The organism is Furfurilactobacillus curtus (assembly GCF_054657915.1).
Genome location: NZ_BAAHXU010000001.1, coordinates 1,264,034 through 1,287,788 on the forward strand (window position 1 = coordinate 1,264,034; position 23,755 = coordinate 1,287,788).

Here is a 23,755-nt window from a genome sequence, read left to right on the forward strand (position 1 = left end):
TAACTTGGACTGCTTCCCATTTATACTAGTCAGTTTAGGCGGCAGCTGGCTGTTTACGATTGTGACACATTAAGGCACACCAACATCGGCGACCCTCATTAATTCAGAGGAATATTATTTGCCTCAGTTGAGTCATTATCGCTACTCTAGGTGTAACTAGACGCACATATGGGAGTGAAAGATATGACTCATCCAAAAAAGGCAACTCAATTAGGACTTGGCGCGGTGATCCTGCTTGGTTTAAATGGCATTTTAGGCTCCGGTATCTTTCTATTGCCGGGCAAAATGTATAAATTATCTGGTAACTTTAGTTTAGTGCTCATTTTACTGGCTGCACTAGCGACCTTAACCATCGCCTTATGTTTTGCGGATATGGCGAGTCGTGTTTCAGGTAACGGAGCCGCTTGGCTATACACCTATCATGCTTTCGGTCGCTTTCCCGGATTTATCATCGGTTTTTTAGCGTGGATTCAAGGCATCATTACGATCGCGGCAGAAATTGCGGCGTTATTGAATACCTTGCAATTTTTTATGCCCTCGCTGAAACAAACGCTTCCATACAATCTTCTCGGTACAGTGCTAATCATCGTGTTGGCGGTAATTAATCTTGCCGGCGATAAACTGTCTGGCTTGGCCGACAACATTTCCTCAGTGGCTAAGTTGCTAGTCCTTGGCGCGTTTATTCTGATTGGAATTTGGGTCATGAAAGGTAGTAACTTCGTTCAAACTAGCCATTATAACTTTGGCAATTATAGTCAGGCTTTTAATATCATCTTTTATATGTTCGCCGGCTTTTCCTTTTTGCCGATTGCCGCTAGTGATATGGCCAATGCCAAACGTAATCTCCCCATCGCGATGATTGTGGTGACTGTACTGGTGGCGGTCATTTACGGTGCCGCCCAACTAGTTGTCATTGGCCTTCTCGGACCAAACATCATTAATGGAACAACCCCGGTCGCCGCTGCTTTCGCCACAGTACTGGGGCAATCGGGTCAACTCGTTATTTTGCTGGGCATGCTCGTCTCAATTTTAGGGGTCGCCATTTCCGTTTCGTTCAGTACGCCGTTTGTCGCTTCCTCATTGGCTAACGAAGAACAATTATTGCCCGCAATTATTGGTAAAAAGACGAAAAATGGCACCCCTTGGATGTCCATCCTGCTGACAACTTTGGCTAGCATTGCCTTATTGTTCAGCGGCGATTACCTTTTTCTGACCTCTTGCGTCGTGATCATCGCGATCATTCAATACCTGGCCACTGCCCTAGCGACGATTAAATCGCAAAGAGATACAGACGCCAGAGATGATGGCTGGCAATTACCACTCGGCCCGGTCATCCCCATTCTAGCAATTGCCTTTTCGATCTACATTCTAGCTGGCGCACCTTTAAAAACGTGGGCCTTTGGTGGCATCAGCATCGTGATCGGCCTGGTGTTATACGTTGTTGACCAACAAATCTTTCGTAAGGGTGAGCAACATGCGCCACGTTGAGTAGGTATCATATATTCCATACTCTATATAAGACTGTTCAACTTTGGCTTTATCCCGCACCAATTAACAATAACAATCTAACTTTTCAGCGCAGTGAACCGTTCGCTGCGCTTTTTTGCTATCAACAAGTTCGCGTCTATTTCGATCTTTTTTGTCGCATACTAAATTCACTCTTCATACTAGACAATCACTGACAAAAAATGTAGTATTTAAAACTATATAAAGGATGTTCGAATCTATTTTTACAGTTTTTTAAACGACAAACAGGAGATTCCCATGACTGAAAAGATTGCGTTGTTAGTGGACTCAGGTTCCGATGTGCCACCCCGTTTAATTGCCGAAAAAGATAATCTACGTATCGTGCCCCTGCAAATTACCATTGATGGACAAACGTACGCCGATGGGCAAAAGATTACTCCAGCAGAATTTTATCAACGCCAAGCTGCTGCTGCAGAATTACCTAAAACAGCGAGTCCAACGATGGGCGACATTATGACGCAAATTGATGATTTAAAGGCAGGGGGATACACTCACGTCATCGGGATCACCATGTCTGCTGCTTTGTCTGTGACCAACAACGCCTTTCAACAAGCAGCTGATTCACAGACGGATGTGACGATGTCCGTCATTAACACCCAAAGTATCGGAATCGGCAGTGGCTTATTTGCAGTTTATGCCGAAGACCTCATCGAAGCTGGTGATTCTTTTAACAGTATCGTCGCCAAATTAGACGCCGCGATTCCACACAGTCACGTCTATTTTTACATTCCAACTTTGACTTATTTACGAGCTGGCGGACGTATCGGCCGGGTTGCCGGGTTGGTCGGTTCAGCATTAAGTATCAAACCTGTCATCACCTGTGATGAGGAAGGCGTCTACACGACCATCGCCCGGGCACGCACTGAAAAAAAAGCCATTGATAAAATGATCGCCTTAGCTGTCGACGACATTAAGTCGCATAACCAAGTGCGCGTAGCAGTCGCTAATGGCGATAACGAACCTCTAATGGACACCATCATCGAGCAACTGCATACCCAATTTCCCCAACTGACGATTGAAACCGGTGAGATTTCTGCTGCCCTCGGCGCCCACACTGGCCCTGGCTTAGTGGGTATTACCGTTCAGGCGGACTAGCTGATCATCAATCAAAGGAGAAATGTTTCATGAGCACCCTAATCAATCCTGCCAGTGGCCTGCCACCAATGCGCTTGCCACTATGGCAGGATCTACCCACCTTTGACTTACATTTAACTCAATTACTGGACCTAACCAATCAGTATTTGGCGCCCATCACTCACGACACCATTACTAAGACGATGATGCATAATTATTTCAAGGCCAACGTGTTGGTGCCGCCGGATAAAAAACACTATCACCAGATCCATCTCGCTGGCGCCATCGTCGTCGGTCTATTAAAGAACATCTTCACTTTAGAAGAATTACGGCTAGCCCTCCAGTACATCCTCGTCGAGAATTCTCCCCAGACTGGTTACGATCGATTCGCGAATATGTTTAACCACGAAGCCGCCGATGGCACGTTCAAACGTTCCAAACTTAGCGATGAGCAGTTATCGTCGATGTCTGTAGCCGCGGTGATTCAATACAATGCCATGGAAGCTCTCCTATTTTGGTTGGCAGCTCGGCAATTGTTACAGCAAACACTACCGCAAAGTGAGCTGGATGCTGATTGAGTCATAGGCTAATGTCATTCTGCCGGAGCTCGTACACAAAATTAGTTCTAAAAGAGCAAGGACGGCACTAGCCCCGTTCGCTAACTTCAGCAAGCCCATAGTATATAAATAAATCACAATAAATAGCAGTTTAGGATAAAACATCCTAGACTGCTATTTACATGGAGATATGCTGGCTGACCATCATAGAATCACACAAGTATCAGCATTGTCAAAAAACTTGAAATCGAATGGCATAGCATTGACCATTGTTTAGACCTAAAGTAGGTTACTTCTGGCTTGAGCCTGTATTTCTCTGTCAGTTCAAGTTACCAGCTTTGTATAAAAAGATTTAGCTTTTCTGGTCATTTAATCAGAACTTTAATTATCTATCCAGCCTCTTAAAATGGCCTCATATTTTTCTTGATGGAGACCTTACCTTTTCTACTGTACTCGCCTAATAAACCTCTAAACAGCACTAAAACCAACCCAACAAGATTTTTCGTTAAGTCTATGTTACCGCGCAACAATCGGTTACGATAAGCCAGTGCGATTAAATCCCTGTAAAAATACCACCCTCTCTAGGACTAAGTATTCAGAACTAGGTGCATAAAAATCTCTTCATGTTTGTCAGATGAATTATGATTATTCGTCTGATGATCACAAAGAGATCATCAAAATAGTCATTTTTTTGAGATATTTTTTGAGATATTGGATTTTCCGGGTTTTTTAATCAGAGTACGCAAAAGTGCAAGGGTAAAAATTATAGATAGAATTAACCAACCCCACCAAGCAATGCTGAAGACTTTTATACCTAAAGATGAGGCAGCAAATACGGCTAAAATAAGATAAACCCAAAAAGAGATATTCTTATAAAACCTACGATCGAATTTCATATTAGCCCTCCTAAACAGAGTAGATGGACAATGAAAGTAAATTTTATTAAGGAGCGAATTGCGTCTCATCTCGTATTAGTACACCCAGCGCATGACTATTCGCATGTAAACTTTAAAAAGTCATTGCTTTTTAAAGCTTGATCTAAATAAACGATAACGACAATTACATTAAAACACAAAGAACATGTGCTTATATTTACATCGCTTCATTGGGGAATTGCTAAAAACGAGGGAAGTTATTTTACCCTCCTATACATAACAACGGAATATTATAAGCAAAATCGTTTTCGGTGCCAGACAGAAATACTGAGTCGTTTATCGCAAGTATGGAAGGATAATCATGAAAACAAATTTAAGTAGTTTGGATACTTCCCTAAGATAAATGCTGTCGATTCAATCAAAATTTCTGGTGGTTTTAGTGGCTGGAATATTGCAAGCCCTTGAGTATGCCTTTGGTCTATGGTCACACACCTTAAAGATATTCAGAAGAGATATAATAAGATTAGGTAAGCGCCATAACTGGCAAAGAGTAAGGGCTATGAAAGCTAAACCAAATTTAGTTAAATTACTCATCGCTCAAAATTCATTTAAGTCGGTTAAACAACTTAGTTTAAAAGTCATTTTCGGTGGGTCTGTACCTGAAAATTAGTAAAAAACTTGGTGGGACACCGTGGGAGGCGGAATGTATGTTCAGCAGCAGGCTGCACAACACACTTGGAAAACTAATTTCTGATAAAAAATTTGTTGAGTTGTTTAAAATAACCTCCCAGGTTAATTATAGATGAAAATTAAAAACCATTAACATGACATCTAAGAATGTCGAATGAATGGTTGGGTTCAACATTTTCCATACTAAATCTCTTAAAAGGAATGAGTTAACGTGGACAAAGAATTATTAAGTCAACTAAAACAATTACATTTTAAAAAACAAAATGAGCAAAAAATCATTGATGCGGGCATTAATGAACTTAACTCAGGAGCCTATGAAGGACGGGTTATCAAAGATTTACAACAAAGCTTTGGAAAATTGGCATTATCAAAGAACATTTCAGCAGAAGCGCTTGCGCTTTATACTGCTTTGCAAAAACCAAACATTGGACATGATGTCGGACTCAACATTGGAACCTGGGTTTGAAGTTTTCCAAGATTCAATGTTTTTGGGAAATGGCTTATTGCATAAGTAAATCAGCATAACAAATCTGTTCAATAAGGATTATCAATCCATAGTTTTGTTTATCGCATAACATCAACAAATTTATTCGATTTAAAGTATAAAACAAAAAATTGCGCATCAATTTGTGAAGTGTTTTACAATTTAGGTGTGGTGCAAGCTTAACCAATTCATCCAAGTAACTAGGAATGTACTGCTCGTTTCTTATTATTTCCATCTAACTTAAAACATGGAGTCACATGACCACGATTGAGGAGCAATTATCATGGAAAACCGACTAATTAGTTTGTCCACATTTGGAGAAACAGTTTCTAGCTTGATTAACGGTATGTTGCATTGCCTTAGTGAACTTAACCGAATCAAGTCTAATATCAGGTATGCATTTGGCAAAGTTTACCCCATTGCTAGTCGAGCGCTTTAATGGAAAATTTTAATTTTAAAAATAAATATTATCCCCTTACCGTGTTGTTATTTATCATCGGCTACCTAAATCAGCTGTCCATGAGCCACTTTCTCAGTTGGCTATCAATGCTTCTTACTGGAATGCTAAGCCTCGGGATTTTATACGGTTTTCACCACATCCCGGATTTTTTCCGCCCACTGCCAAGTCCTAAATGGCGTGTACTCCTAAAATATGTCTTGCAGCTTTTTGTTTTTGAACTCATTGCGATTCTGCTAGTGGTTTTAACTAAACCTGCTGAATTAGTCGCGATTAACCCAGCTGGTACCCGGGCCTATTTAACAACGCTTTCTGTAATTATGCGACTATGGCTAACATTCAAATTATTGGTATCCATAGTCGGAGAAGAAGTTGCGATGGCTTCGCTTTTATTACCACTAATTCGCTTAGTATCTCAAACTAAATTTAAAAATCATTCCTGGCCAATCGTTAATCTAATCGGCTGTATTATTTTTATGTTTTTACACTTACCTCACTATCAGATGAATTGGGCGTATGTATTTATCGTTGGTGTCTCTCGGTATCCGCTCACCGCGTCGTGGCGGGGAGCCAATAGTTTGCGCAACGGGATTTATGTCCATTGGATTTCCGACGCGACAACACTACTGAGCGTACTGGTGGCATGATTTAAACACAGATTCATGAGTACTGATCATGGTGATTGTCTGGATTTACTGCCTTTAGTGCCTCCGCTAAAATACCCTAATAAAAAATGAAGGGAGCAGCTTATGTTTACGACCAAAGTTATGTGGGCACTGATCTTTCTAGTTGTCTTATTCGGAGTTTCTTACCTCCAAGCATTATATTTTAGAAGATTTGGGCCCGACGTATTCGCAAAAAGGTTGGCAAACCGACACAATTTCATTTACTTCATCGTTATTTGCACAGTGATCTTAGTGATTGGCTGTTGGTCTTTTTTCTTTGGCGATATCTTCGATTAAATTCAATTGAAGGATGAAATACAGCTACCTAAAAAGCCAGTATCAAACTCATCAATGAGCTAATTGAAATGTTGTATTTTCACAAACGCAAATAGCCCCTGCAACGCCAGTATTACCAACGTTGCGGGGGTTATTTAGGTAGCTCTAATCATGTTAAATTTCAATCGCCGTGGCCGCATTCAATGAATACAAGAATTTATGCGCCACTGGCAAGCCGGTCATGCTCGTCAAGGCGGCCGCATACAAGTTCAATTGACCGCGATAACGATCCGCCAATGTTGCTAATGCAGACTCACGATGCGCTTGATCGACATAATCTGTTTTGTAATCAAATACGGTGACGGCGCCGTCTTCAATGAAGTAGCCATCGATGATTCCGTGAATCAGCACCTGTTCGGCCTGACTGACATCAGCCGGTTGATGAATCCCTTGATACAGTTGATAGGCAGGAATCAAGAGTGAAAAAGCAGCTTCACGTTGGAGATCATTGGTATGGGCTAAAACAGCTTGACCTAGTGGTTGCGTGAAAAAGGCCGTTAACTGGTCAACATTAATCTGTAAAGCCACAGCAGCTGTTAACACATTAGCATCCGTTAACTGGTTAATGACTTGTTGTAGCTGTTCACGTGAGGGTTGTCCCTTGGTTAAATCGACTTCTTGCAGCACCAAGTGAGTCGCAGTCCCAATTTCGGTGGCGGATGGTGCCGTCACTGTTTGCATAAATCTAGGCGTCTGCAAAATTTCAGTATTCACCCGTGAACGTGCTTTGGCTTCTTCGTCTAACATCAAAGTGCCTAATTCGGCTTGATCCGGTTCTTCAAACAAACGTTTTAATTCTGATACCGATTGATAGGCCGTTGTTTGGGTAGCTGCTTGATTGGCATAGGTAAAGGTTAATACTTGTTCCAAGGCATCAACGTTCAAGTCGCTAACCACTGTTTGCTGTGCCTTAGCTTGCAAGTCAGTGAGGTACGTGGAAGGTTGATCATCTACCACGGCTAAGATCCCCGCTTGCTGCAACTGTGCCTTAGTCACCATCGTCAGTTTAAAACTGGTCAGTCGATCCTGCTGTCCAGCTTCATCTAATGGTAAGGGCGTCACTAATTGCCCGACACCTAATTGATCTGCTACCCTCGGCACACGCAACAGCGCCATCCCGATCCAATCCATAAAGTTCTTCGTCTCGCTACGCGCAGTTGGGTTAAGGGTCAATTCTGGATTAGTCGCCGCGCGCTGCCAGTGTCTCAATAAATCTGCTTGATCTTGGTAAGTGCCGACGACAAACAACCGTTGCTGCGCCCGGGTTAGCGCAACATATAACACCCGCATCTCTTCAGATAATAATTTATTGGTCGCCTGATTGGCCACGATCTTCTTTTGGAGCGTATCAATTTTCAAATGCCGCTGCGAATCTAACCAGCTGATGCCAATCCCTAAGTGGTCATCAAGTACGACCGCACTACGTTGGTCTGACAGATTAAAGCCATGAGAAGCGTCCATCACGAAGACAACGGGAAATTCCAGTCCTTTGCTACCATGAATGGTCATCACAGAGACCGCGTTTTCTTCATTGTCGACATTGACTTCGGCCAGATCCTTATTATGTTTTTGCATCTCGTTGATAAAACGAACGAATTGAAAGACGCCTTTAAAACTACTCTTTTCATAGTCCGCAGCGCGCGCATACAAGGCGTGTAAATTATTGGCCCGTTGTTGACCACCTGGCATCCCTGCCACATAGTCGAGAAAGCCAGTTCGTTGATAAATGGTCCAAATTAAGGTCACTAGCTGATTTTGGCGAGCAATGTCACGAAATTCATCTAACTGGCTTAAAAAGCGTTGAATGCGTTCATGGATTTGTTGCCCAAACGCGCCGACCTGTTCTGGCAGCTCAACAACCCGTTGTTCAAAATCGAGGAGCGCCTGGAAGTAATCACTGGTCTTATTTTGAATGCGTAAATAAGCTAATTCATTTTCACCTAATCCTACAATTGGCGAGCGCAACACGGCCACTAGTGGAATGTCCTGATACGGATTATCAATAATCTGTAGCAGTGACATCATAATTTGAATCTCGGTCGTTTGAAAGTAATTGGCAGTGTCACGCACGGCTAACGGTACGCCTAACTTAGCAAACTGTTCTTGTAACAGTAAATTATTATTGCGCGTCGGCACTAACAAGGCCACATCGCCATATTGTAGATCGCGATACTGACCGCTACTGCGATCGTAAAGTTGTTCATGGTTAGCAACCATATCACGGATTTTAGCAGCGACCATCACAATCTGGCCCTCTGCTCGATCATTGATCGCTAACGCATCATCGACGTCTTCTAAATCTGCCGGTGCATCCGCAGCAGGCGCCGGTGTGCCACTTTCATAAATCAGTACCTCTGCTGGGGGAACTTGATCCAACGGATAATCTTTCGGTCCGTATTGGAGTTCGGCATCACCGGCATAGTTCATTTCGCCTAGTCGTTCATCCATCAGTTGTGAAAAGATCAGGTTCGTAAATTCATCCACGTTTTTCATCGAGCGGAAATTATCCGCTAACACAATTCGCTCATCATCGACATCAGAAAGTGCTTCGTCAGCCGTTTTAAAAGTATTGTATTTATGCAGGAATAAGGTGGGATCTGCCAGTCGAAAGCGATAAATCGATTGTTTCATATCGCCAACCATGAACATGTTGCCGGGTTCAGGGTCTTGATGAGCGACTGACTGTAAGATCTGTTCTTGTAGTTCATTGATATCTTGATACTCATCCACCAACACTTCATGATACTTTTGACTGACCGCCTCGTGCACACCGGGATCTTGCAAAATTTCGTACGCAAAGTGTTCTAAATCACCAAAATCCACCAAGTGACGGCGGCGTTTTTCGGCACTGAACGCATCCATAAATTGCTGAACAATGTCCGCTAACTGGGTAACTAACTGACCGGCATGCTGATTAACCAGGCGCAAGTCAGCTTCACTCAGCGCGAAATACTGATTCAGCAACCCATCTAGCCGCTGTTTCAAGCCTAAACGTAGTGCTTTCAATTGGTCATGGATCCGTTGGTCATCCGAATCAAGCTTGAGCAACCGTGGCGCACGCCCTGTATCGACCTCGGCAATTGTCTGCCGCAGCTGATCCCAATCGGTATCGTCAACCACCGTCTGTAAGTTGGTGAAACGTTCGGATAGTTCCTTTAACAGCGGCGTCCATTTTTCGATGTAATCCATGCTTGAAAAGCCATCGGTCAAATTTTGGGCCGTTTGCACATCATTCAGACATTGTGTCAATGCATTCTGCACCGCTGGCGCGACGTACTTTTGCACAAGATCACTATGCCACAAATCTTGTTCTGCCAGTTGATATGCAGTCGGCAATCCACGTAACCAACCGGATGGATCTGCCTTAGCGGTCGCAAAAGTGGCCAACCGAAAGACTAGGTCTTGTAAGCCTTGATCATCGCGATCCCCTGAAAAATTTCGCGTCAATGTCGCAAACTGACCATCATCTTCGGCATATAGCGTTTCACGTAGCTCACTCCATACAGATTCTTTGAGTAACTGGGCTTCAGTCTCATCTGCTAATTGACGGAAAACAGGATCCAAGTGAATGACATAGTAATATTTTTGAACGAGTCGTAAACAAAATGCATCCAGTGTACTAATATCTGCACTATTCAGAAGGGTCAGTTGATGCAATAACCGCCGGCGTTGTTGACTGCTAGTAGCGTCACTGCCAACGGTAGCATTGATTTGATCGCGCAGTGTCGTCTGAATTCGGTCGCGCATTTCTTTGGCCGCCGCATTCGTAAAGGTCACGATCAGTAAATTAGTAATATCAATTTGCCGTTGTTCATCCAATAATTTCGTAATCACCCGCTCAACTAATACGCGAGTTTTACCAGAACCAGCCGAGGCAGAAACCAACACATTATGGCCGCCATGATGGATGGCAGCGTCTTGCGCTGGGGTAAAATTCAGTGATTTATTCGCCATCATCGGCCTCCTTTTGCTGGTCCTTGGGGGATTTATCATCATCTTCAAGCCGAGCTAATACATCTTCTGGTCCTAATTTATCTAACATATGATACCGATTTTCCGGCAACATCGCGTCAAATCGCATAATCGCCGGATACGGTGAATACTGTAGACCCGTGCGTTTACGGGCATCCTGGAATGGATTCAAGCGTGTTTCGCCGTTGAAAATCGCGGTCCCCGCAGCTTTAATCAAATCCTCTTCATGCTTTAACAATTTCTTCAGTTGCGCTGGAGTGATGACATTTTTCGCACTCGCCATGAGACTACCATCTTTTTTAATCGCAAACGGATAAATCTTCGATGTACCCCCAGTACTGACCGAATCGTCTAACGCCGCTAACAGCATTGGATCAGCCACCAACACGCCCTGATACTTATAAGCGCTTAACAACGCCGCATCAAGTTTCGTTAAGTCATCTAGATCAAGCAATTTGCCTTTTCCGAGCACATTTAACGGTAGTGACGCATTTTGAATGTGCAAATATAAAGCGCCCGCTAATTCCGGCGTCACACCATTCGCTAAGTTGGGTAACCGCGTCGCGTCCTGCTGTAAGGCATCCAAGTACGTTAACATTTGCATCGACAATCCATAATAAGCTTGTTCAAAATCAAAAGTTCGGCGCCCAGACTTATAATCCACCACACTCAGATAAGCCTGTTGGTCCGTTAACACGCCATCAATCCGATCAATTTTCCCTCGAACATTGATTTGATGTCGACCGCCGAGTTTAAATGACAGCGCTGGTAAACCTTGCTCAGCCCCCACATGACCAAAGAGAACTTCCGTTGCCAACGGTCGCATTTGAGTAGTGTGCTGCTGTCGCCCAATCATGACCGCCATTCGTTTGACGGTCTCAATTAACTGAGCGCGAATATAGCCCATGCGATGAGAGCTATTTAAAATGGCAAATTGTGGTTGTTCGTTAATGTCTGGCATCACGTCATTAATTAACCGGTTAATGGCATCATCGGATAAACGGCTTAAGTCCAGTTGTTCACTGACAACGCGTTTCATCAATTGATCTAACGCCAGATGGAAGTATTCACCGGTGCTGGCCGGTGACAGTTCAAATTCATCCCGTTGAGTTAAACGTAAACCGAATTTCAAAAAGTACTCGTATTGATTTCGATAAAAGGTTTCTAACTGCGAAATCGAGGTATTTAATTCATCACCATATAAACCAGTGACGATTTCCGGCCGCAATGGTTCAGGAACATTGCGATAGTCTAACCCAGCTAATAGTTGATTGGTCAGCGCCTGAAGTGACGAGAACTGCAACCATCGATATAAATAGAGCCACAGTTTTGGTAGTGATTTCTGTTGCGTTTTGGCTTGATAGCTCACTTTGACTAGGTTTGCCAACGTAAAACGGGGGGAACCAACAAACGGTTGGATCGCTGAAATTTGCTGGCTTTCCACCTCTGGATCAGCGTTATAAGTAATGATTGGCAACTTGAAGTGGTCAGCAATCTCCGTCACATATCGGGACGGCTGCAATCCTATTTCATCACTACTAGCCTGCGGATATGATAAGACTAATCGCTGACAACCCGTTAAAAAACCAAGATAGTTGATAAATGGATCAGTAGTCATTTGTTCACCGGCACCCAGCGTTAAAAATTGGTCCGTCGCCAGTTGCGGTGATAATTGATCCCGATCACTGTCCGTCAAAATGGTGCTTTCACTCACCGTATCAGGCATAACATCATCTGTGGCCCCAATCATAAAGACGACCTGATAATCATTTTGCTGAGCAATTCCGGTCTCCGACACCGTCACTTGATCCAACGTGGCGGGAATTTGCGTATAAGCCGCGCCGTCAAAACCGTTTAAGAGCAAGGCAGCGAATTCATCCACGTCAAAACCAGTGGTTTCTCCCAATGAACTCACGTATTCATCCAAAATATTCGTAAATGTGTGCCAAGTCTGTTCGGTTCTGGATGCTCGTGCCAAATCACCACGCTCAGTGGCCGTTTGTCGCCATGAATTTAATACCTCCACGACACCATGGTTAACGAGGAATTCATATAAAATCTTCGCGGCTGCTAAACCATTTGTGGCCCGATCTAGTGCTTTAAACAATGGTGGTAACGTTTGCCGAATGTAATGATGGATCAAATTGATTTGTCGTTGAACCTGCTGATCTTTCTCCGTTAGGGTTTCATCAGCCGCATTAAATAGGCGCCAATAGGACCAATCTGCAGAATCAAGCCAAGCAGCGCCTTCAATGCCGGTCTTCAGTACCCAATTTTCCGTCAAAGCTAAGGCCTGACGAAAGGCTTCAATAGATAACTGTTGACCATCAATCATCGGGATTAACAATTCGGTTTTAAGTAACCGCATCACATCTTGATAACGATAAAAATGGCTACGTACGTCAAATAACGCCCCGACCAACTCAATTAAGGGATGCTGATCCATCGGCTTATCTGAATCGTCAAAATAAGGAATTTCCATTTGATCAAAGACAGGCCCAAGAAAATTCTCATACGGCGCCAAATGTCGACTCAAGACCAAAAAATCTCGGTAATGATAGCGTTCCGGTTGTTGGGCCACCAGCGTGCGAATCTGCCGCGCCACTTGGTTTAACTCGTCAAGCCGGCTCGTTGCCGTAAAAATTTGCAACTGGTCTTGAGCTGATAGTGGTTGGGCTGGTACCCGATTGGCCGGTCGACTGGCAACCCAATAGTCATCCAATGCTGCTAACGAATCACTAACTCGCCTGGTTTTAGCCATCGTATCCAGTTGAACTGGCACTTGATTGGCCTTGGCTAATGCCACCAGTCGTTGATACGCGAGTGCCGGTTGGTAGAACAAATCGCCCATCATCGGTGCCTGTTTTGGCGCCTGATCGATCACTAAGGAGACCGTGACCGATGCTGCCTTAACCATCAAAGTCGCTAGCAATTGTTGCTCTTGCGCGGAAAATCCGGTGAAGCCATCTAAATAAATATGCGCGTGATTCAAGTGATCCCCGGCGGCAAAGTAATCAGTTAACTGGTTAATTAAATCAGCGTTGTCGATGTATTTTCCGGCCAACGTCTCCGTATAAGCCTGATACACAATCGCCAAATCATGTAATTTTCCACCTAGATCACTCTGCTGTGAAACCGTTAGTTGACCCGCCAGACGCTGCAAATCTTCAGCGCTCACTCGGCCGACCTTCAGTTCCGCAAACTGACGCACCAATTGATTAATAAATCCGGTCTGATTAAGTTCTCCTGCAAATACCGTCAATTCAGTCTGATGATCAGCAATAATGTGATATAGCAACATGCTTAAACCCGCGTTAGATAGACGCGGTAACTGATAGGTCGCTGTATTCTTCATGAAATACCAGGCCAATCGGGTAAACGAAAATACTTGCACCTGTCCATCAGCAAACAGTGGTGCATCGGCTCGACCAGTAGCTTGTTTCAGCGCGGTTAAGACGCCAACTTCCGCATTAAATTTAATATGGTTGGGCACTAACACAAAATATTGATCGGTTGGGTGCTCGACCATCGAGGCGTGTATTTGTTCAATTAACGTTTGCCGATGGTCGTACTTAGCGGCACCCAAAATAAAGTTTAATGTCACAGCCTAGCTCCTTCTAAAATATTACAGTGACTTGTTAATTACATTTTACTCGAAATCAGCTTCAGTGACACCGCTAGCTAATTGATTGACCGCGTAAACATTTGGTGAATCGTTGATTAGCGGCTTGGGACCTAGGTTAAACTGTTTACATTGTCGTTCCCGTCAACCAGCCTGAACTTCGCGAGCATGAGCCCTGAAAAAGATCGGAGGATTTGCTTTGAATGTTAATCAATTTCAGGCATTTTGTTAGCGCTTCCATAAAGTCTCTGCTATACTGCATGGTGAGGAAGGAAGTTGGCCTTTAATCAAGTGAGAACCCCGCAGCAATTGCCGTGGTTCAGGGCATGAAGTCACTGCTCCGTGAAATGGTAAAGCCTTCAAAAACATCGTCAGGGAGCGAACGTCCCATTTCAATCAGATGTTTTAGTTGATTTGCTAGAGCGTGAATCATGACTGCGTTAATCCGTGTTGGCCTTAGAAAGATTCCTTCCTAATGCACCGACAAGGTCGATTGGATGAAGTGTTCATCAATCGGCAACAGGCTGACGGCAACCTAGAATCCGTCATTTATTCAGCAGTCCCCGGGGCTGCACAATTAAACAGCCGGGACATCCGGTAGTAGCTTGTGAGCGAATGATGACTTGGTGAAATTGCCATGGGTCGTTTGCGAAGACCGAGTTACGGAAAGCTGTTCGCTAGGTGGCGGGCAGCTTTTTTATTGTGTAGAAAGTCGCATTATTAACGTTGACTAAGCGATTTAATGTCTTATCATATATAGTGATAGTTTGGAACAAGATTCATCTGGGGAATGTGTTGTGGTAAGCATGTTGCCAAGTACCTGTCTGGTAGCGGGTGCGATCGATTGGGGTGTGCGATGGCACACCTTTTTCTATACATAAATCACGTCAATTTCACTAACTTTTAGCTGATACAAACCGCTCTAAATCAAGCTTGTTCAACTAGACCAATTCAATTTCACAAAGTTTTCGAAATAAAAGCCCGCCATCTCAATGATGACGGGCTTACTTTTGTTAATGGAGATTATGTTAACTAGCTTAATTCTGCGATAATTTAACACTGACCAAAGACGTGTTCCCACTATCTAATTGAGCTTCAATCTGCGCAATATCAACACTCACTTCTTGCGATCCATTACCAGACGCACTGGGACCACCAGAAACAAAGAATTTTACGTTGCCGTTTTGAGGGGCATCAAATCCGAGTCCACCACCTGCTTGCGTATCCAAACTGAATTCCCCAGTATCACTGGATTGATAAATATGATAATAACCACCGAAATGACTCTTAAGTTGATCTAACTTATCCCACCACAATGGCTGATTAAACTCCGTTGCAATGTTTACTTGTTCGGCATAAGTCATAATCTCTTCGGCATACTTAGTGGGATCATTTTGCGCATCAGCAACTAAATCAGTCCCCGGTGTTGAAGTCGTGTTACTGCCTGAAGCCTGAATAATGTCCACTTTTTTCGTGCGACCCGCCATATCAGCCTCGGAAAAGTTCTGATTGGCATAAGTCTGAATCGCTTTTAGTGAGACTTTCAGTAGCTCGTTATCTTGGCTATCGTAAAAAGCAACTTCATTATGGTCATTCCCGACTAGGCTGTAATAAACCGCATTCGGATCTTTATTGGTGTCAGTGCGCGTTTCAACATAATATTTTGCCGTATTCTGATCCACGGTCTTAACTGAAATCGTGAACCCATTGCCCCCGTCAGTAAAAATATTATGCCAGGTCTGATTATTGGATACGTACTTCACCCCATAATAAACAATGGCCACAGCGGACTCTTTCGGATTGTTCTTTAATTCAGCAATCGAAAAATTGCCTTTATTTGCGACCTTTTTATCACTGGATTCGCTAGTTTTCGTTGTCTGTTGACTATGCGAACTAGCGTTACTATGTTCACCGCCGGCACTTAATCGTCCAATCACAAATAAACAAATGACAGCGAGCACAATAATAATTCCGATTAGAATATTCCGTAATGTTTTACTCATCTCAACCTCAAATTATAGGCAAATGACGCCAACTTTTCGTTTAATGCTTCCGTTGATAACCGAATGCACCGAAACTCAAAATTGCCCCGATTAATAAACCAAGTAAGCCAGTTGCCCGAACTTCTTGTTCACCCGTTTTCGGTAATGTCGTCGTCATAGCTGATTTTGTCGCATTCTCTGGCATCACAACTGTCCGGTTCCCCAACTGAATCGCTGAACTCGTCGTCTCAGTTCGCTTCTGAACACTGGTTGGCGTTGGCTTGATTGAATTTGAACTCATGCCATTACTTTCAGAAGACTTGCCGTCATTTTCACTCGTTTTACCATTACTAGTTTCATTATTCGACGTATTTCCACTAGTTTCACTTGAGTTTCCAGTTGTGCCGGTTTCACTTGAATTACTAGTTTCCCCAGTTGAATTACCGTTAGTCGAAGTCGAATTGCCTTCTCCCGTCGTTCCATCATCACCAGTAGTTCCAGTCGAATCATTTCCACTAGTTGAACTTCCATTATCGCCTGTAGTCGTTCCAGTTGTTCCACTATTTCCATCATTGTCGCTTGTTTGATTCTCTAAATCAGCGACTGCTTGATTAGCTTCATCAAGGGCTTTGTTAGCGGCGGCTAGTTTAGTCAACGCTGTTTGATAGGCTTGTTGAGCGGCATCGTCAGCTGACTTAGCTGAATCATAGTTTGATTGAACGTTTGTGAGAGCTGCATTTGCTGAATCAACTTTTGATTGAGCGGCTTGAACGGCTTGATTGGCGGCTGCTAAATTGGCTTGAGCATTCTTCATGTCAGCTAATTTTTGCTGTTGATCAGCGAGATTAGCTTGATCACTCTTTAGTGTCACTTGAGCGGCTTGAATGGCGGCTTTTGCTTGATTATCAGCGGCTAAAGCTGCTTGATAGTTGGCATTGGCTTGATTCAACGCTTGACTGTCTGCGGCTAACTGACTCTTGGCGGCATTCAAATCAGCGGTTTTCTGTTGAATGTTTGCTGATTGATTACTGTCATCTTTTTGAGCTTGCGCTAAAGCTGCTTGAGAAGCTGTGACATTCGCTTGAGCGTTTTGAACTGATTGCTTAGCTTGACTTTGCTTGACGCTTAAAGCTAGATTTTGACTTTGATCACTGGAAAATTTCTGTTGAGCTAGACTGACTGCACTGGCGAAAGACGTGTCATTCTGCAAACTTGCTAGCTTAGCTTGAGCGTTTTGGAGAACTTGTTGATCATTTTTGAGAGTGGCTTGCTGTTGCGTTAGTTGAGATTGCAACTGCTGTTTTTGATTAGCGAGAGCTGTTGAATCAGACAGTGCGGGAAGAGGCGTTAGATTGAGATTATTGGTATTGTTGGAAGAGGAAAAGAAGTTCAAGTGAGACCAATTTTGATCATCGATAGCAATACCCATCTGATCATAACCAGAATTTGCTAAAGTTTCCATGTGACCCCAATTGCTAGAGAAATCATTGAAAATCATTTCTTCGATACTCATAGCTGTCATAGCTTTCATTGAAGCCATAGTCAATGTTCCATTTGAATATTCAGTGTTGAAGAATTGACTTGTAGCATTCTGATAACCACCACCAGCAGCTTCAGTCAAAGATGGATAACCATCACTAGTAATTCCATATTGAGTTGCGACATTATGTAAAGCATTCATGTCGTGTCCATTCGCCCAATTCCAATTATCAGCGTTGTAAGCGCTTGCAACGGATTGCGCAATTTGTTGAGAGACTAAACTAACATTTACATGTGGTTCGCCTAAAGCATCACGCAATTCATTGACTAGTTTAGCAGCAAATTGAGCTAAGTCTTGTAATTGTGATTGAGTTAGCCCTGTGGTAGAAGAAACTGAATCATTTAAGTCAGCTTGAGTTGGTTGATATTGATTAGGCTGTCCATAATTGAAACTACTTGCAGCAAATGCTTTAGCCATATAGGCATCAAAGTCACTATCACTCATCTGGCCACTTTCCCATGACTTTAACGTTTGAGCAAAATCGCTAGGAAAGATGAGATGATTTTGATCCGTGTCACTCAATTGATTTTCCACTGAAGTCAGCTGACTTTGTGTATTATTGACGGCAGTTTGATCAGTATTCACGAGAGTTTGCGCGTTATTGACGCCAGTTTGAGCGCCGGTAATTTGACTATTGTGATCAGTCAAGGCGGCGTTAGCTGAATTTAGTGCTGTTTGATCGGTATTTGTTTGAGCAACACCACTAGTCAATGCATTAGTCGCACTCGTTAAATTATTATTGGCAGTCGTCAATGAAGCGTTGGCTGAATCAAGATTCTTTTGAGCGGTAGCTGTTTCAGTGCCTGCTTGAGCGTCATCTAAAGCGGCTTGTTTAGCGGCTACATCGGCGTTATCTGAATCAACTTTTGTTTGAGCTTGGGAAGCAACTTCACTAGTTGCCGCTAGTGAGGAAGCTTGAGAAGTTTCATTTGATTGAGCGCTTGTGATAGCGTTACTATCACTGGCTACTTGATTGGTAGCTGAATTGACAACACTTGTTTGACTAGCAATGCCGGCTGACGTTGCTTCACTTGCTAGTTGACTGGCTTGTGATTGTTGACTCTGCGCTGAATTTAGCTGATTATTCGCTTCACTTGTCACTGAATTAGCTTGCGATAAGCCTTCACTCGCTGAGTTTGCAGCTTCGCTAGTTGCTTCAGCAGAACTTGAAGCTTGACTAGCTAGAGAACTCGCAGATTGAACGCCATCACTGGCGGCTGACTGTTTAGCTTGAGCTTGCTCTAACGCTGATTGACTTTGTTGAGCTGTTTGTTGAGTCGTTTGATTAGTGGTATCAGCGTGGACGGCCACTAAACCAGGTGCCCCAAGTGTCAAAAATGTGGCACCGGCAACCATCCAAACCTTGCCTGACTTATATAACTTAAAACGACGTCCTTCGATTAATTGAGCTTGTGTTCGATGTTTATCCATTACCTAAACCTCCAAAAATATTTTTGACTCGAAATCGGGTCATTCATGCAAAAATAAAGAAATTGGTACATTGAATTTGTCGTGTAATTCTTGTGCCTCTTCTACTGTAATTGGCGTTCTGCCATGAATTTTATTGGCCGCTGTTCCAACTGATACTCCTAATGTTTTAGCCACTTCGGCTCTTTTAATTCTGTGAGCGTATAAATAAATACGAAGGTCATTAACTGGCGGCATCTGATCACCTCGGTTTGCTTGATGAATTGACCCACATTCGAATCATAACCCGAAATCGAATCAAATGCAATAACAATTTGACGAAAACTACAAAAAAATGTCCTTTTTGCCTTAAACTAAAGACAAAAAGGAGTTGCCATGATTAGTCAATTACTGCGAAACGCTCGCAATGCTCAGGGCTTATCTATCGCTCAATTAACAGATATTCTAAACGAACGCTACACCACAGTATTCTCTAAGAGCGCCCTGCAACGATATGAAAAGGGTGCCGACATTCCACCGAATCGTTTATTTATTCTCGCCGATTTTTTTCACTGGTCCTTGGATTTGCTAGCAGAAGGATATGTTCAAAACAGTCGACGAAGATAAGCATTGATCGACATTCATTCACTTCTAAAGACACTTCACTACCCAATTAACCCACTTTTCGTTATGGTAGAGCTAGTTTAAAAACCACGCCAAAGGAAGTCATAATCATGATTGAATTTAAATACGATACGCAATGTCTAATCGACGGACATGATTTAGATGAGAATGAAATTGATGCACACATTAAAGCAACTTTTGCCGGGGACAGTCTAATTGCCGTGGGCGATAGTAATCTGATTAAAATCCATTTTCACACCAATCAGCCTTGGGAAATCTTGGAATATTGCGCGTCACTAGGAGATGTTTTTGACGTTGTGGTGGAGAATATGGATCGTCAGTCTCGCGGTCTACCCGGCTAAGATCTGAGTATCATACGCTTTGACAACACTTTGTTGAACGACAAAGTGTTTTTTTAACCACATTACTTTGACACGCACAGTACATCGTGGTACATTGTACTCGTTTCAAAGAACAACCTTAAAAGGAGGTGCCTGATGAAGCCCGAAATTTCAAAGGATATTATCCGGGGCCATACCTCAACCATTATTTTGAATATCCTTAGTCAAGGCGATAGTTACGGTTATGAAATCGCGAAGGCCGTGCGCGCTTTAAGTAATAATGCCTACGAACTTAACGAAGCAACTTTGTATACCGCTTTTCGACGCTTAGAAAAGAACGGTGATATCACTAGTTACTGGGGGAATGAAACTCAAGGTGGGCGACGCAAGTACTATCAACTCACAACCCAAGGCCAAACTACCCTAGCTAAAAACGTTGCTGATTGGACCTTTGCCAAAAAAATTATTGATGACTTAATTACCGGGAGGATCACTGAAGATGGACACAATTGATCACATGGTCGCTCGTCGTTTAGCAGACTACTTCGCTGACTACCCGACGATTGATGAAATGACAGAATTAAAAGAAGAATTGCAAGCTGATTTAAGTGAGGCTGCTCATGAAAATGAAGGCCAAGGTGAAACCATCACCGATGCAGTTAATCATGCTTTTGACAGCTTGGGCAACTTGGATGACCTCGTTGACGAAATTATGACAAATCGCGAGAACTCGACTGACCAAGATGAACATAAAAAATATGATGACACAACCTCAACCACCCATCAATTTACTGGGACTCATCATTTTCGTGGTCATCATATTGACATCACAGATGGCAAGATCGTAGTGGATGGTGGTAAAACCATGCGCATTGATGAAGACGGCGTGAACATTAAAAATGGCAAGATCAGCTTGAATAAAGATGGCATTCGTTTAGGCAACCTCGTGATGGATGATCAAGGCATTTGGACAGATAACCATCAAAAAGCTCAACCCAATCATGAAACGGATGACCCCTTCGCCGATTTTGATACTGTGTTTGGACAAACCAATCCCGCCGATACGGAAATCTACGTGGAACGCTTAAACTTAGTGAATGAGCAACGTTTCAGCGCAAGTCAAGTCGAGCGCATTGATTTCGACTACGCTGACGCAGCTGTACGAGTCGTCAAAAATTCGGATAGTAATGAAATTATCTTTCGTGAATACATGAGTCGTGGCAATCAAAGTTATTTTGGCAGTAGCCAAGTGACCGATGGCACCTTGACGATTCGTTCGGGACGCCATCCTCATTTGTTACCGCTACGAATTCGGACCCAACTGCTGATTCCAGCATCGTTTGCCGGTGATCTGCTCTTAAAAGCCCATTCTGGCAGCGTTCGCTTCGATGAGCTAGCGGCCTTAAACCAAGTCCGTTTAATCGTGCGCAGCGGATCGTTGAACATTAATGGTGGGCAAATGAAGGATCTAGATGCTGATCTTCATTCCGGCTCACTAAAAGCGAATCATTTAGCGATAACCGGACTTTTTCGTGCTAATGCTCAAAGTGGGAGTGTTCGCTTCGATGGTGTTAAAGCCGATCAGTTTGAAATCAATGCCCACTCTGGTGCCATTCGGGGCATGCGTTTAATTGGTAGCGGTACTTTTAAAGCCCAGTCTGGATCGATTAACCTCGCCTTTGCCCAATTAACCGGGAACCTCGATACGACCGCCAATTCTGGTTCAATCAAGCTCGCCTTTGCTCCTGGTGTCGAATACAATTTTGATCTCGATGCAGACGGTGGCAGTATTAAGGGTCCAGCAAATGCAATCTATGATCATGATAAAACGTCCTTTAAGGATGGCGCAGTCGGTGACGATCCGCACATTTACGTCACAGCTTCTGCCAAATCAGGTTCCATTCGACTCGCATAATTTAATCTCACGACAAATAAAACCACAGTCCACCACCAAGCAGTGTGGTGGACTGTGGTTTTATTTAGTCCTGATTTATAAAATTGGTGATAATAATCGCGAAAATGTTTGTTTGAACCGGATCCAGTGACTTTGCCGATTAAAATCGGCATACGTGACCAGTCGGCTATCATGCATATCTGCTTCGAAAAGTCTCGCTAACTCAGTGGTAATCAGCGGGTCGTATAAAAATGCATTGACTTCAAAGTTTAGTTTAAAGCTGCGAAAGTCCAAGTTGGCTGATCCCACTGAAGCAACGCCGTCATCGACGACCATGGTTTTTGAATGGAGAAAGCCATTTTGGTACTTAAAGATTTTGACGCCCTCGTTGGCCAACTGCTTAGCATAATACTCCGTCGCCCGATAAACAAACGGGTGATCCGGCTTATCTGGAATCATAATGCGCACGTCCACCCCACTACCAGCCGCGACTCGTAAGGCATCCAACACAGAATCATCAGGAATTAAGTAGGGGGATTGAATCCATAGCCGTTTCTGAGCGGAATTAATCAGGCGTAAGTAACCCATTTTAATCTGCTGTTTATCCGAATCTGGCCCAGAGGAGACAATCTGCATATTAGTCTCGCCTTTGACCTTTGTCACTTTGAAAAAGTCTTCGGTAACTGCCAACGGATTTAGCCGACTGGTGGCGTTCCAGTCACGAATAAATCGTGATTGAAGACCGTAAACACCGGCGCCAACAATGCGCAAATGAGTGTCACGCCAGTAACCAAATTTAGCTTTGCGCCCAAGATATTGATCGCCAATATTAAAGCCACCAGTGTAGCCAATCGTGCCATCAACGATCACAATTTTACGGTGATCACGAAAATTCAGACGAAAATCAGCCCAAGCGCTATGTGTCTGTAAGAATGGATAAGCTTCACCACCGACGGCACGCAACGGGTCATAAAATTTTGGTCGAACCCCCATGGAGCCCCAAGAATCGTAAAGCACACGCACGGCTACCCCTGATTGCGCCTTACGAATCAATAATTGTAGCAACTCATTGCCGATTTCATCGTCGTAAATCGTATAAAATTCAATATGGATACTTTTTTTGGCCCGTTCGATGTCTTCAAAAAGATCATGAAATAAATCCTTGCCGTCACTGATAATGTGGATTCGATTGTTCCGGGTTAAAAAGGCTTGGTCCGACTCGATAAATAAGTTAACGGTTCCTAACGCCGTCGCCGTAACACTGTCCGCTTCATTTCGTTCAGATGATAACTCATCACGTTGCAACGCAAGTCGTTCATCCAGCTGAAGTTGTTCTTGCTCTCTAATTTGAAATAACCGATTCTTCGGCAGCCGACGCCCGACAAAAGCGTACGCCACAAAGCCAACAACCGGCAAAAAGACCAACACTAGCAACCAGGCCCAAGTGGCAGCGATATCTCGTGGTTCGCGAAAGACGGTAATAAACGCCAGCACCGCGTTCACGTAAATAATAATTTGTAGAATTAAATGCACCCAATCCATGGTGAGGTCCTCTCAATCATAAGCTACGTTCATCTTACTCATCTTTTCCTTATCCCGCGAGCACTTTTCGCTACTAATTGCGCAGTTTAAGTAGTTATTGATCATAAATACACACTGTTCAATGGCTTTTTAACTGTCTAAGCCGTTAAGTTATGCGTATAATGGG

General features: G+C 43.4%; 16 protein-coding genes. 9 read left to right on the forward strand and 7 right to left on the reverse strand.

What is annotated here, in order from left to right; all coding sequences use genetic code 11:
- Positions 1 to 183 precede the first annotated feature (183 nt).
- From ACYQ0Y_RS06085 to ACYQ0Y_RS06095, 3 genes are all read left to right on the forward strand, one after another.
- Positions 184 to 1,488, forward strand: a complete 1,305-nt coding sequence (locus ACYQ0Y_RS06085; RefSeq protein WP_407884406.1) for an APC family permease — start codon at positions 184 to 186, stop codon at positions 1,486 to 1,488.
- Between the two features lie 276 nt (positions 1,489 to 1,764).
- Positions 1,765 to 2,622 (forward strand): DegV family protein, encoded by an 858-nt coding sequence (locus ACYQ0Y_RS06090; protein ID WP_407884404.1) that lies wholly within the window; start codon positions 1,765 to 1,767, stop codon positions 2,620 to 2,622.
- Positions 2,623 to 2,651: 29 nt separating this feature from the next.
- On the forward strand, positions 2,652 to 3,179 hold the full coding sequence (locus ACYQ0Y_RS06095; RefSeq protein ID WP_407884402.1) for a DUF1836 domain-containing protein: 528 nt from the start codon (positions 2,652 to 2,654) through the stop codon (positions 3,177 to 3,179).
- 662 nt (positions 3,180 to 3,841) lie between these two features.
- On the opposite strand, the gene ACYQ0Y_RS06100 is transcribed toward ACYQ0Y_RS06095, so the two are convergent.
- The gene (locus ACYQ0Y_RS06100) at positions 3,842 to 4,054 is read right to left on the reverse strand and encodes a hypothetical protein (protein WP_407884400.1); all 213 of its coding nucleotides are present in this window, start codon (positions 4,052 to 4,054) and stop codon (positions 3,842 to 3,844) included.
- Positions 4,055 to 4,934: 880 nt separating this feature from the next.
- Between ACYQ0Y_RS06100 and ACYQ0Y_RS06105 the strand changes: the two genes are divergently transcribed.
- Together ACYQ0Y_RS06105 and ACYQ0Y_RS06110 are read left to right on the forward strand one after the other, a co-directional pair.
- A complete protein-coding gene (locus ACYQ0Y_RS06105) occupies positions 4,935 to 5,189 on the forward strand; it encodes a hypothetical protein (RefSeq protein ID WP_407884398.1) in 255 nt (84 codons plus the stop codon).
- Positions 5,190 to 5,645: 456 nt separating this feature from the next.
- Complete coding sequence (locus ACYQ0Y_RS06110; protein WP_407884396.1) at positions 5,646 to 6,311, forward strand: CPBP family glutamic-type intramembrane protease; 666 nt, start codon at positions 5,646 to 5,648, stop codon at positions 6,309 to 6,311.
- Between the two features lie 468 nt (positions 6,312 to 6,779).
- Here the strand turns inward: ACYQ0Y_RS06110 and addA are convergent, their stop codons facing one another.
- From addA to ACYQ0Y_RS06135, 5 genes are all read right to left on the reverse strand, one after another.
- A complete protein-coding gene (addA, locus tag ACYQ0Y_RS06115; RefSeq protein WP_407884394.1) occupies positions 6,780 to 10,619 on the reverse strand; it encodes a helicase-exonuclease AddAB subunit AddA in 3,840 nt (1,279 codons plus the stop codon).
- The gene (locus ACYQ0Y_RS06120; RefSeq protein WP_407884392.1) at positions 10,609 to 14,241 is read right to left on the reverse strand and encodes a PD-(D/E)XK nuclease family protein; all 3,633 of its coding nucleotides are present in this window, start codon (positions 14,239 to 14,241) and stop codon (positions 10,609 to 10,611) included. Before ACYQ0Y_RS06120 ends, addA begins: the two co-directional genes overlap by 11 nt.
- 1,055 nt (positions 14,242 to 15,296) lie before the next feature.
- A complete protein-coding gene (locus tag ACYQ0Y_RS06125; protein WP_407884390.1) occupies positions 15,297 to 16,262 on the reverse strand; it encodes a hypothetical protein in 966 nt (321 codons plus the stop codon).
- Between the two features lie 40 nt (positions 16,263 to 16,302).
- Complete coding sequence (locus ACYQ0Y_RS06130) at positions 16,303 to 19,212, reverse strand: SEC10/PgrA surface exclusion domain-containing protein (RefSeq protein WP_407884388.1); 2,910 nt, start codon at positions 19,210 to 19,212, stop codon at positions 16,303 to 16,305.
- Positions 19,213 to 19,251: 39 nt separating this feature from the next.
- A complete protein-coding gene (locus tag ACYQ0Y_RS06135) occupies positions 19,252 to 19,446 on the reverse strand; it encodes a helix-turn-helix domain-containing protein (protein WP_407884386.1) in 195 nt (64 codons plus the stop codon).
- Positions 19,447 to 19,584: 138 nt separating this feature from the next.
- Between ACYQ0Y_RS06135 and ACYQ0Y_RS06140 the strand changes: the two genes are divergently transcribed.
- From ACYQ0Y_RS06140 to ACYQ0Y_RS06155, 4 genes are all read left to right on the forward strand, one after another.
- Positions 19,585 to 19,815, forward strand: coding sequence for a helix-turn-helix domain-containing protein (locus ACYQ0Y_RS06140; protein ID WP_407884384.1), 231 nt, complete (start codon positions 19,585 to 19,587; stop codon positions 19,813 to 19,815).
- 107 nt (positions 19,816 to 19,922) lie between these two features.
- A complete protein-coding gene (locus ACYQ0Y_RS06145; protein WP_407884382.1) occupies positions 19,923 to 20,174 on the forward strand; it encodes a kinase to dihydroxyacetone kinase in 252 nt (83 codons plus the stop codon).
- Between the two features lie 135 nt (positions 20,175 to 20,309).
- On the forward strand, positions 20,310 to 20,666 hold the full coding sequence (locus tag ACYQ0Y_RS06150; protein WP_407884380.1) for a PadR family transcriptional regulator: 357 nt from the start codon (positions 20,310 to 20,312) through the stop codon (positions 20,664 to 20,666).
- A complete protein-coding gene (locus tag ACYQ0Y_RS06155; RefSeq protein ID WP_407884378.1) occupies positions 20,653 to 22,068 on the forward strand; it encodes a DUF4097 family beta strand repeat-containing protein in 1,416 nt (471 codons plus the stop codon). Before ACYQ0Y_RS06150 ends, ACYQ0Y_RS06155 begins: the two co-directional genes overlap by 14 nt.
- Positions 22,069 to 22,143: 75 nt before the next feature.
- On the opposite strand, the gene cls is transcribed toward ACYQ0Y_RS06155, so the two are convergent.
- Entirely contained in the window at positions 22,144 to 23,589 is a 1,446-nt protein-coding gene (gene cls / locus ACYQ0Y_RS06160) for a cardiolipin synthase (RefSeq protein WP_407884376.1), read from the reverse strand.
- Positions 23,590 to 23,755 lie beyond the last annotated feature (166 nt).

What these genes read in the sequence shown, in the direction of transcription:
- ACYQ0Y_RS06155 (WP_407884378.1), top strand. Translation starts at nt 20,653, where the DNA reads ATGGACACAATTGATCACATGGTCGCTCGTCGTTTAGCAGACTACTTC.
- ACYQ0Y_RS06085 (WP_407884406.1), top strand. Translation starts at nt 184, where the DNA reads ATGACTCATCCAAAAAAGGCAACTCAATTAGGACTTGGCGCGGTGATC.
- ACYQ0Y_RS06130 (WP_407884388.1), bottom strand. Translation starts at nt 19,212, where the DNA reads ATGGATAAACATCGAACACAAGCTCAATTAATCGAAGGACGTCGTTTT.
- ACYQ0Y_RS06090 (WP_407884404.1), top strand. Translation starts at nt 1,765, where the DNA reads ATGACTGAAAAGATTGCGTTGTTAGTGGACTCAGGTTCCGATGTGCCA.
- cls (WP_407884376.1), bottom strand. Translation starts at nt 23,589, where the DNA reads ATGGATTGGGTGCATTTAATTCTACAAATTATTATTTACGTGAACGCG.
- ACYQ0Y_RS06135 (WP_407884386.1), bottom strand. Translation starts at nt 19,446, where the DNA reads ATGCCGCCAGTTAATGACCTTCGTATTTATTTATACGCTCACAGAATT.
- ACYQ0Y_RS06095 (WP_407884402.1), top strand. Translation starts at nt 2,652, where the DNA reads ATGAGCACCCTAATCAATCCTGCCAGTGGCCTGCCACCAATGCGCTTG.
- ACYQ0Y_RS06110 (WP_407884396.1), top strand. Translation starts at nt 5,646, where the DNA reads ATGGAAAATTTTAATTTTAAAAATAAATATTATCCCCTTACCGTGTTG.
- ACYQ0Y_RS06150 (WP_407884380.1), top strand. Translation starts at nt 20,310, where the DNA reads ATGAAGCCCGAAATTTCAAAGGATATTATCCGGGGCCATACCTCAACC.
- ACYQ0Y_RS06145 (WP_407884382.1), top strand. Translation starts at nt 19,923, where the DNA reads ATGATTGAATTTAAATACGATACGCAATGTCTAATCGACGGACATGAT.
- ACYQ0Y_RS06100 (WP_407884400.1), bottom strand. Translation starts at nt 4,054, where the DNA reads ATGAAATTCGATCGTAGGTTTTATAAGAATATCTCTTTTTGGGTTTAT.
- addA (WP_407884394.1), bottom strand. Translation starts at nt 10,619, where the DNA reads ATGGCGAATAAATCACTGAATTTTACCCCAGCGCAAGACGCTGCCATC.
- ACYQ0Y_RS06125 (WP_407884390.1), bottom strand. Translation starts at nt 16,262, where the DNA reads ATGAGTAAAACATTACGGAATATTCTAATCGGAATTATTATTGTGCTC.
- ACYQ0Y_RS06140 (WP_407884384.1), top strand. Translation starts at nt 19,585, where the DNA reads ATGATTAGTCAATTACTGCGAAACGCTCGCAATGCTCAGGGCTTATCT.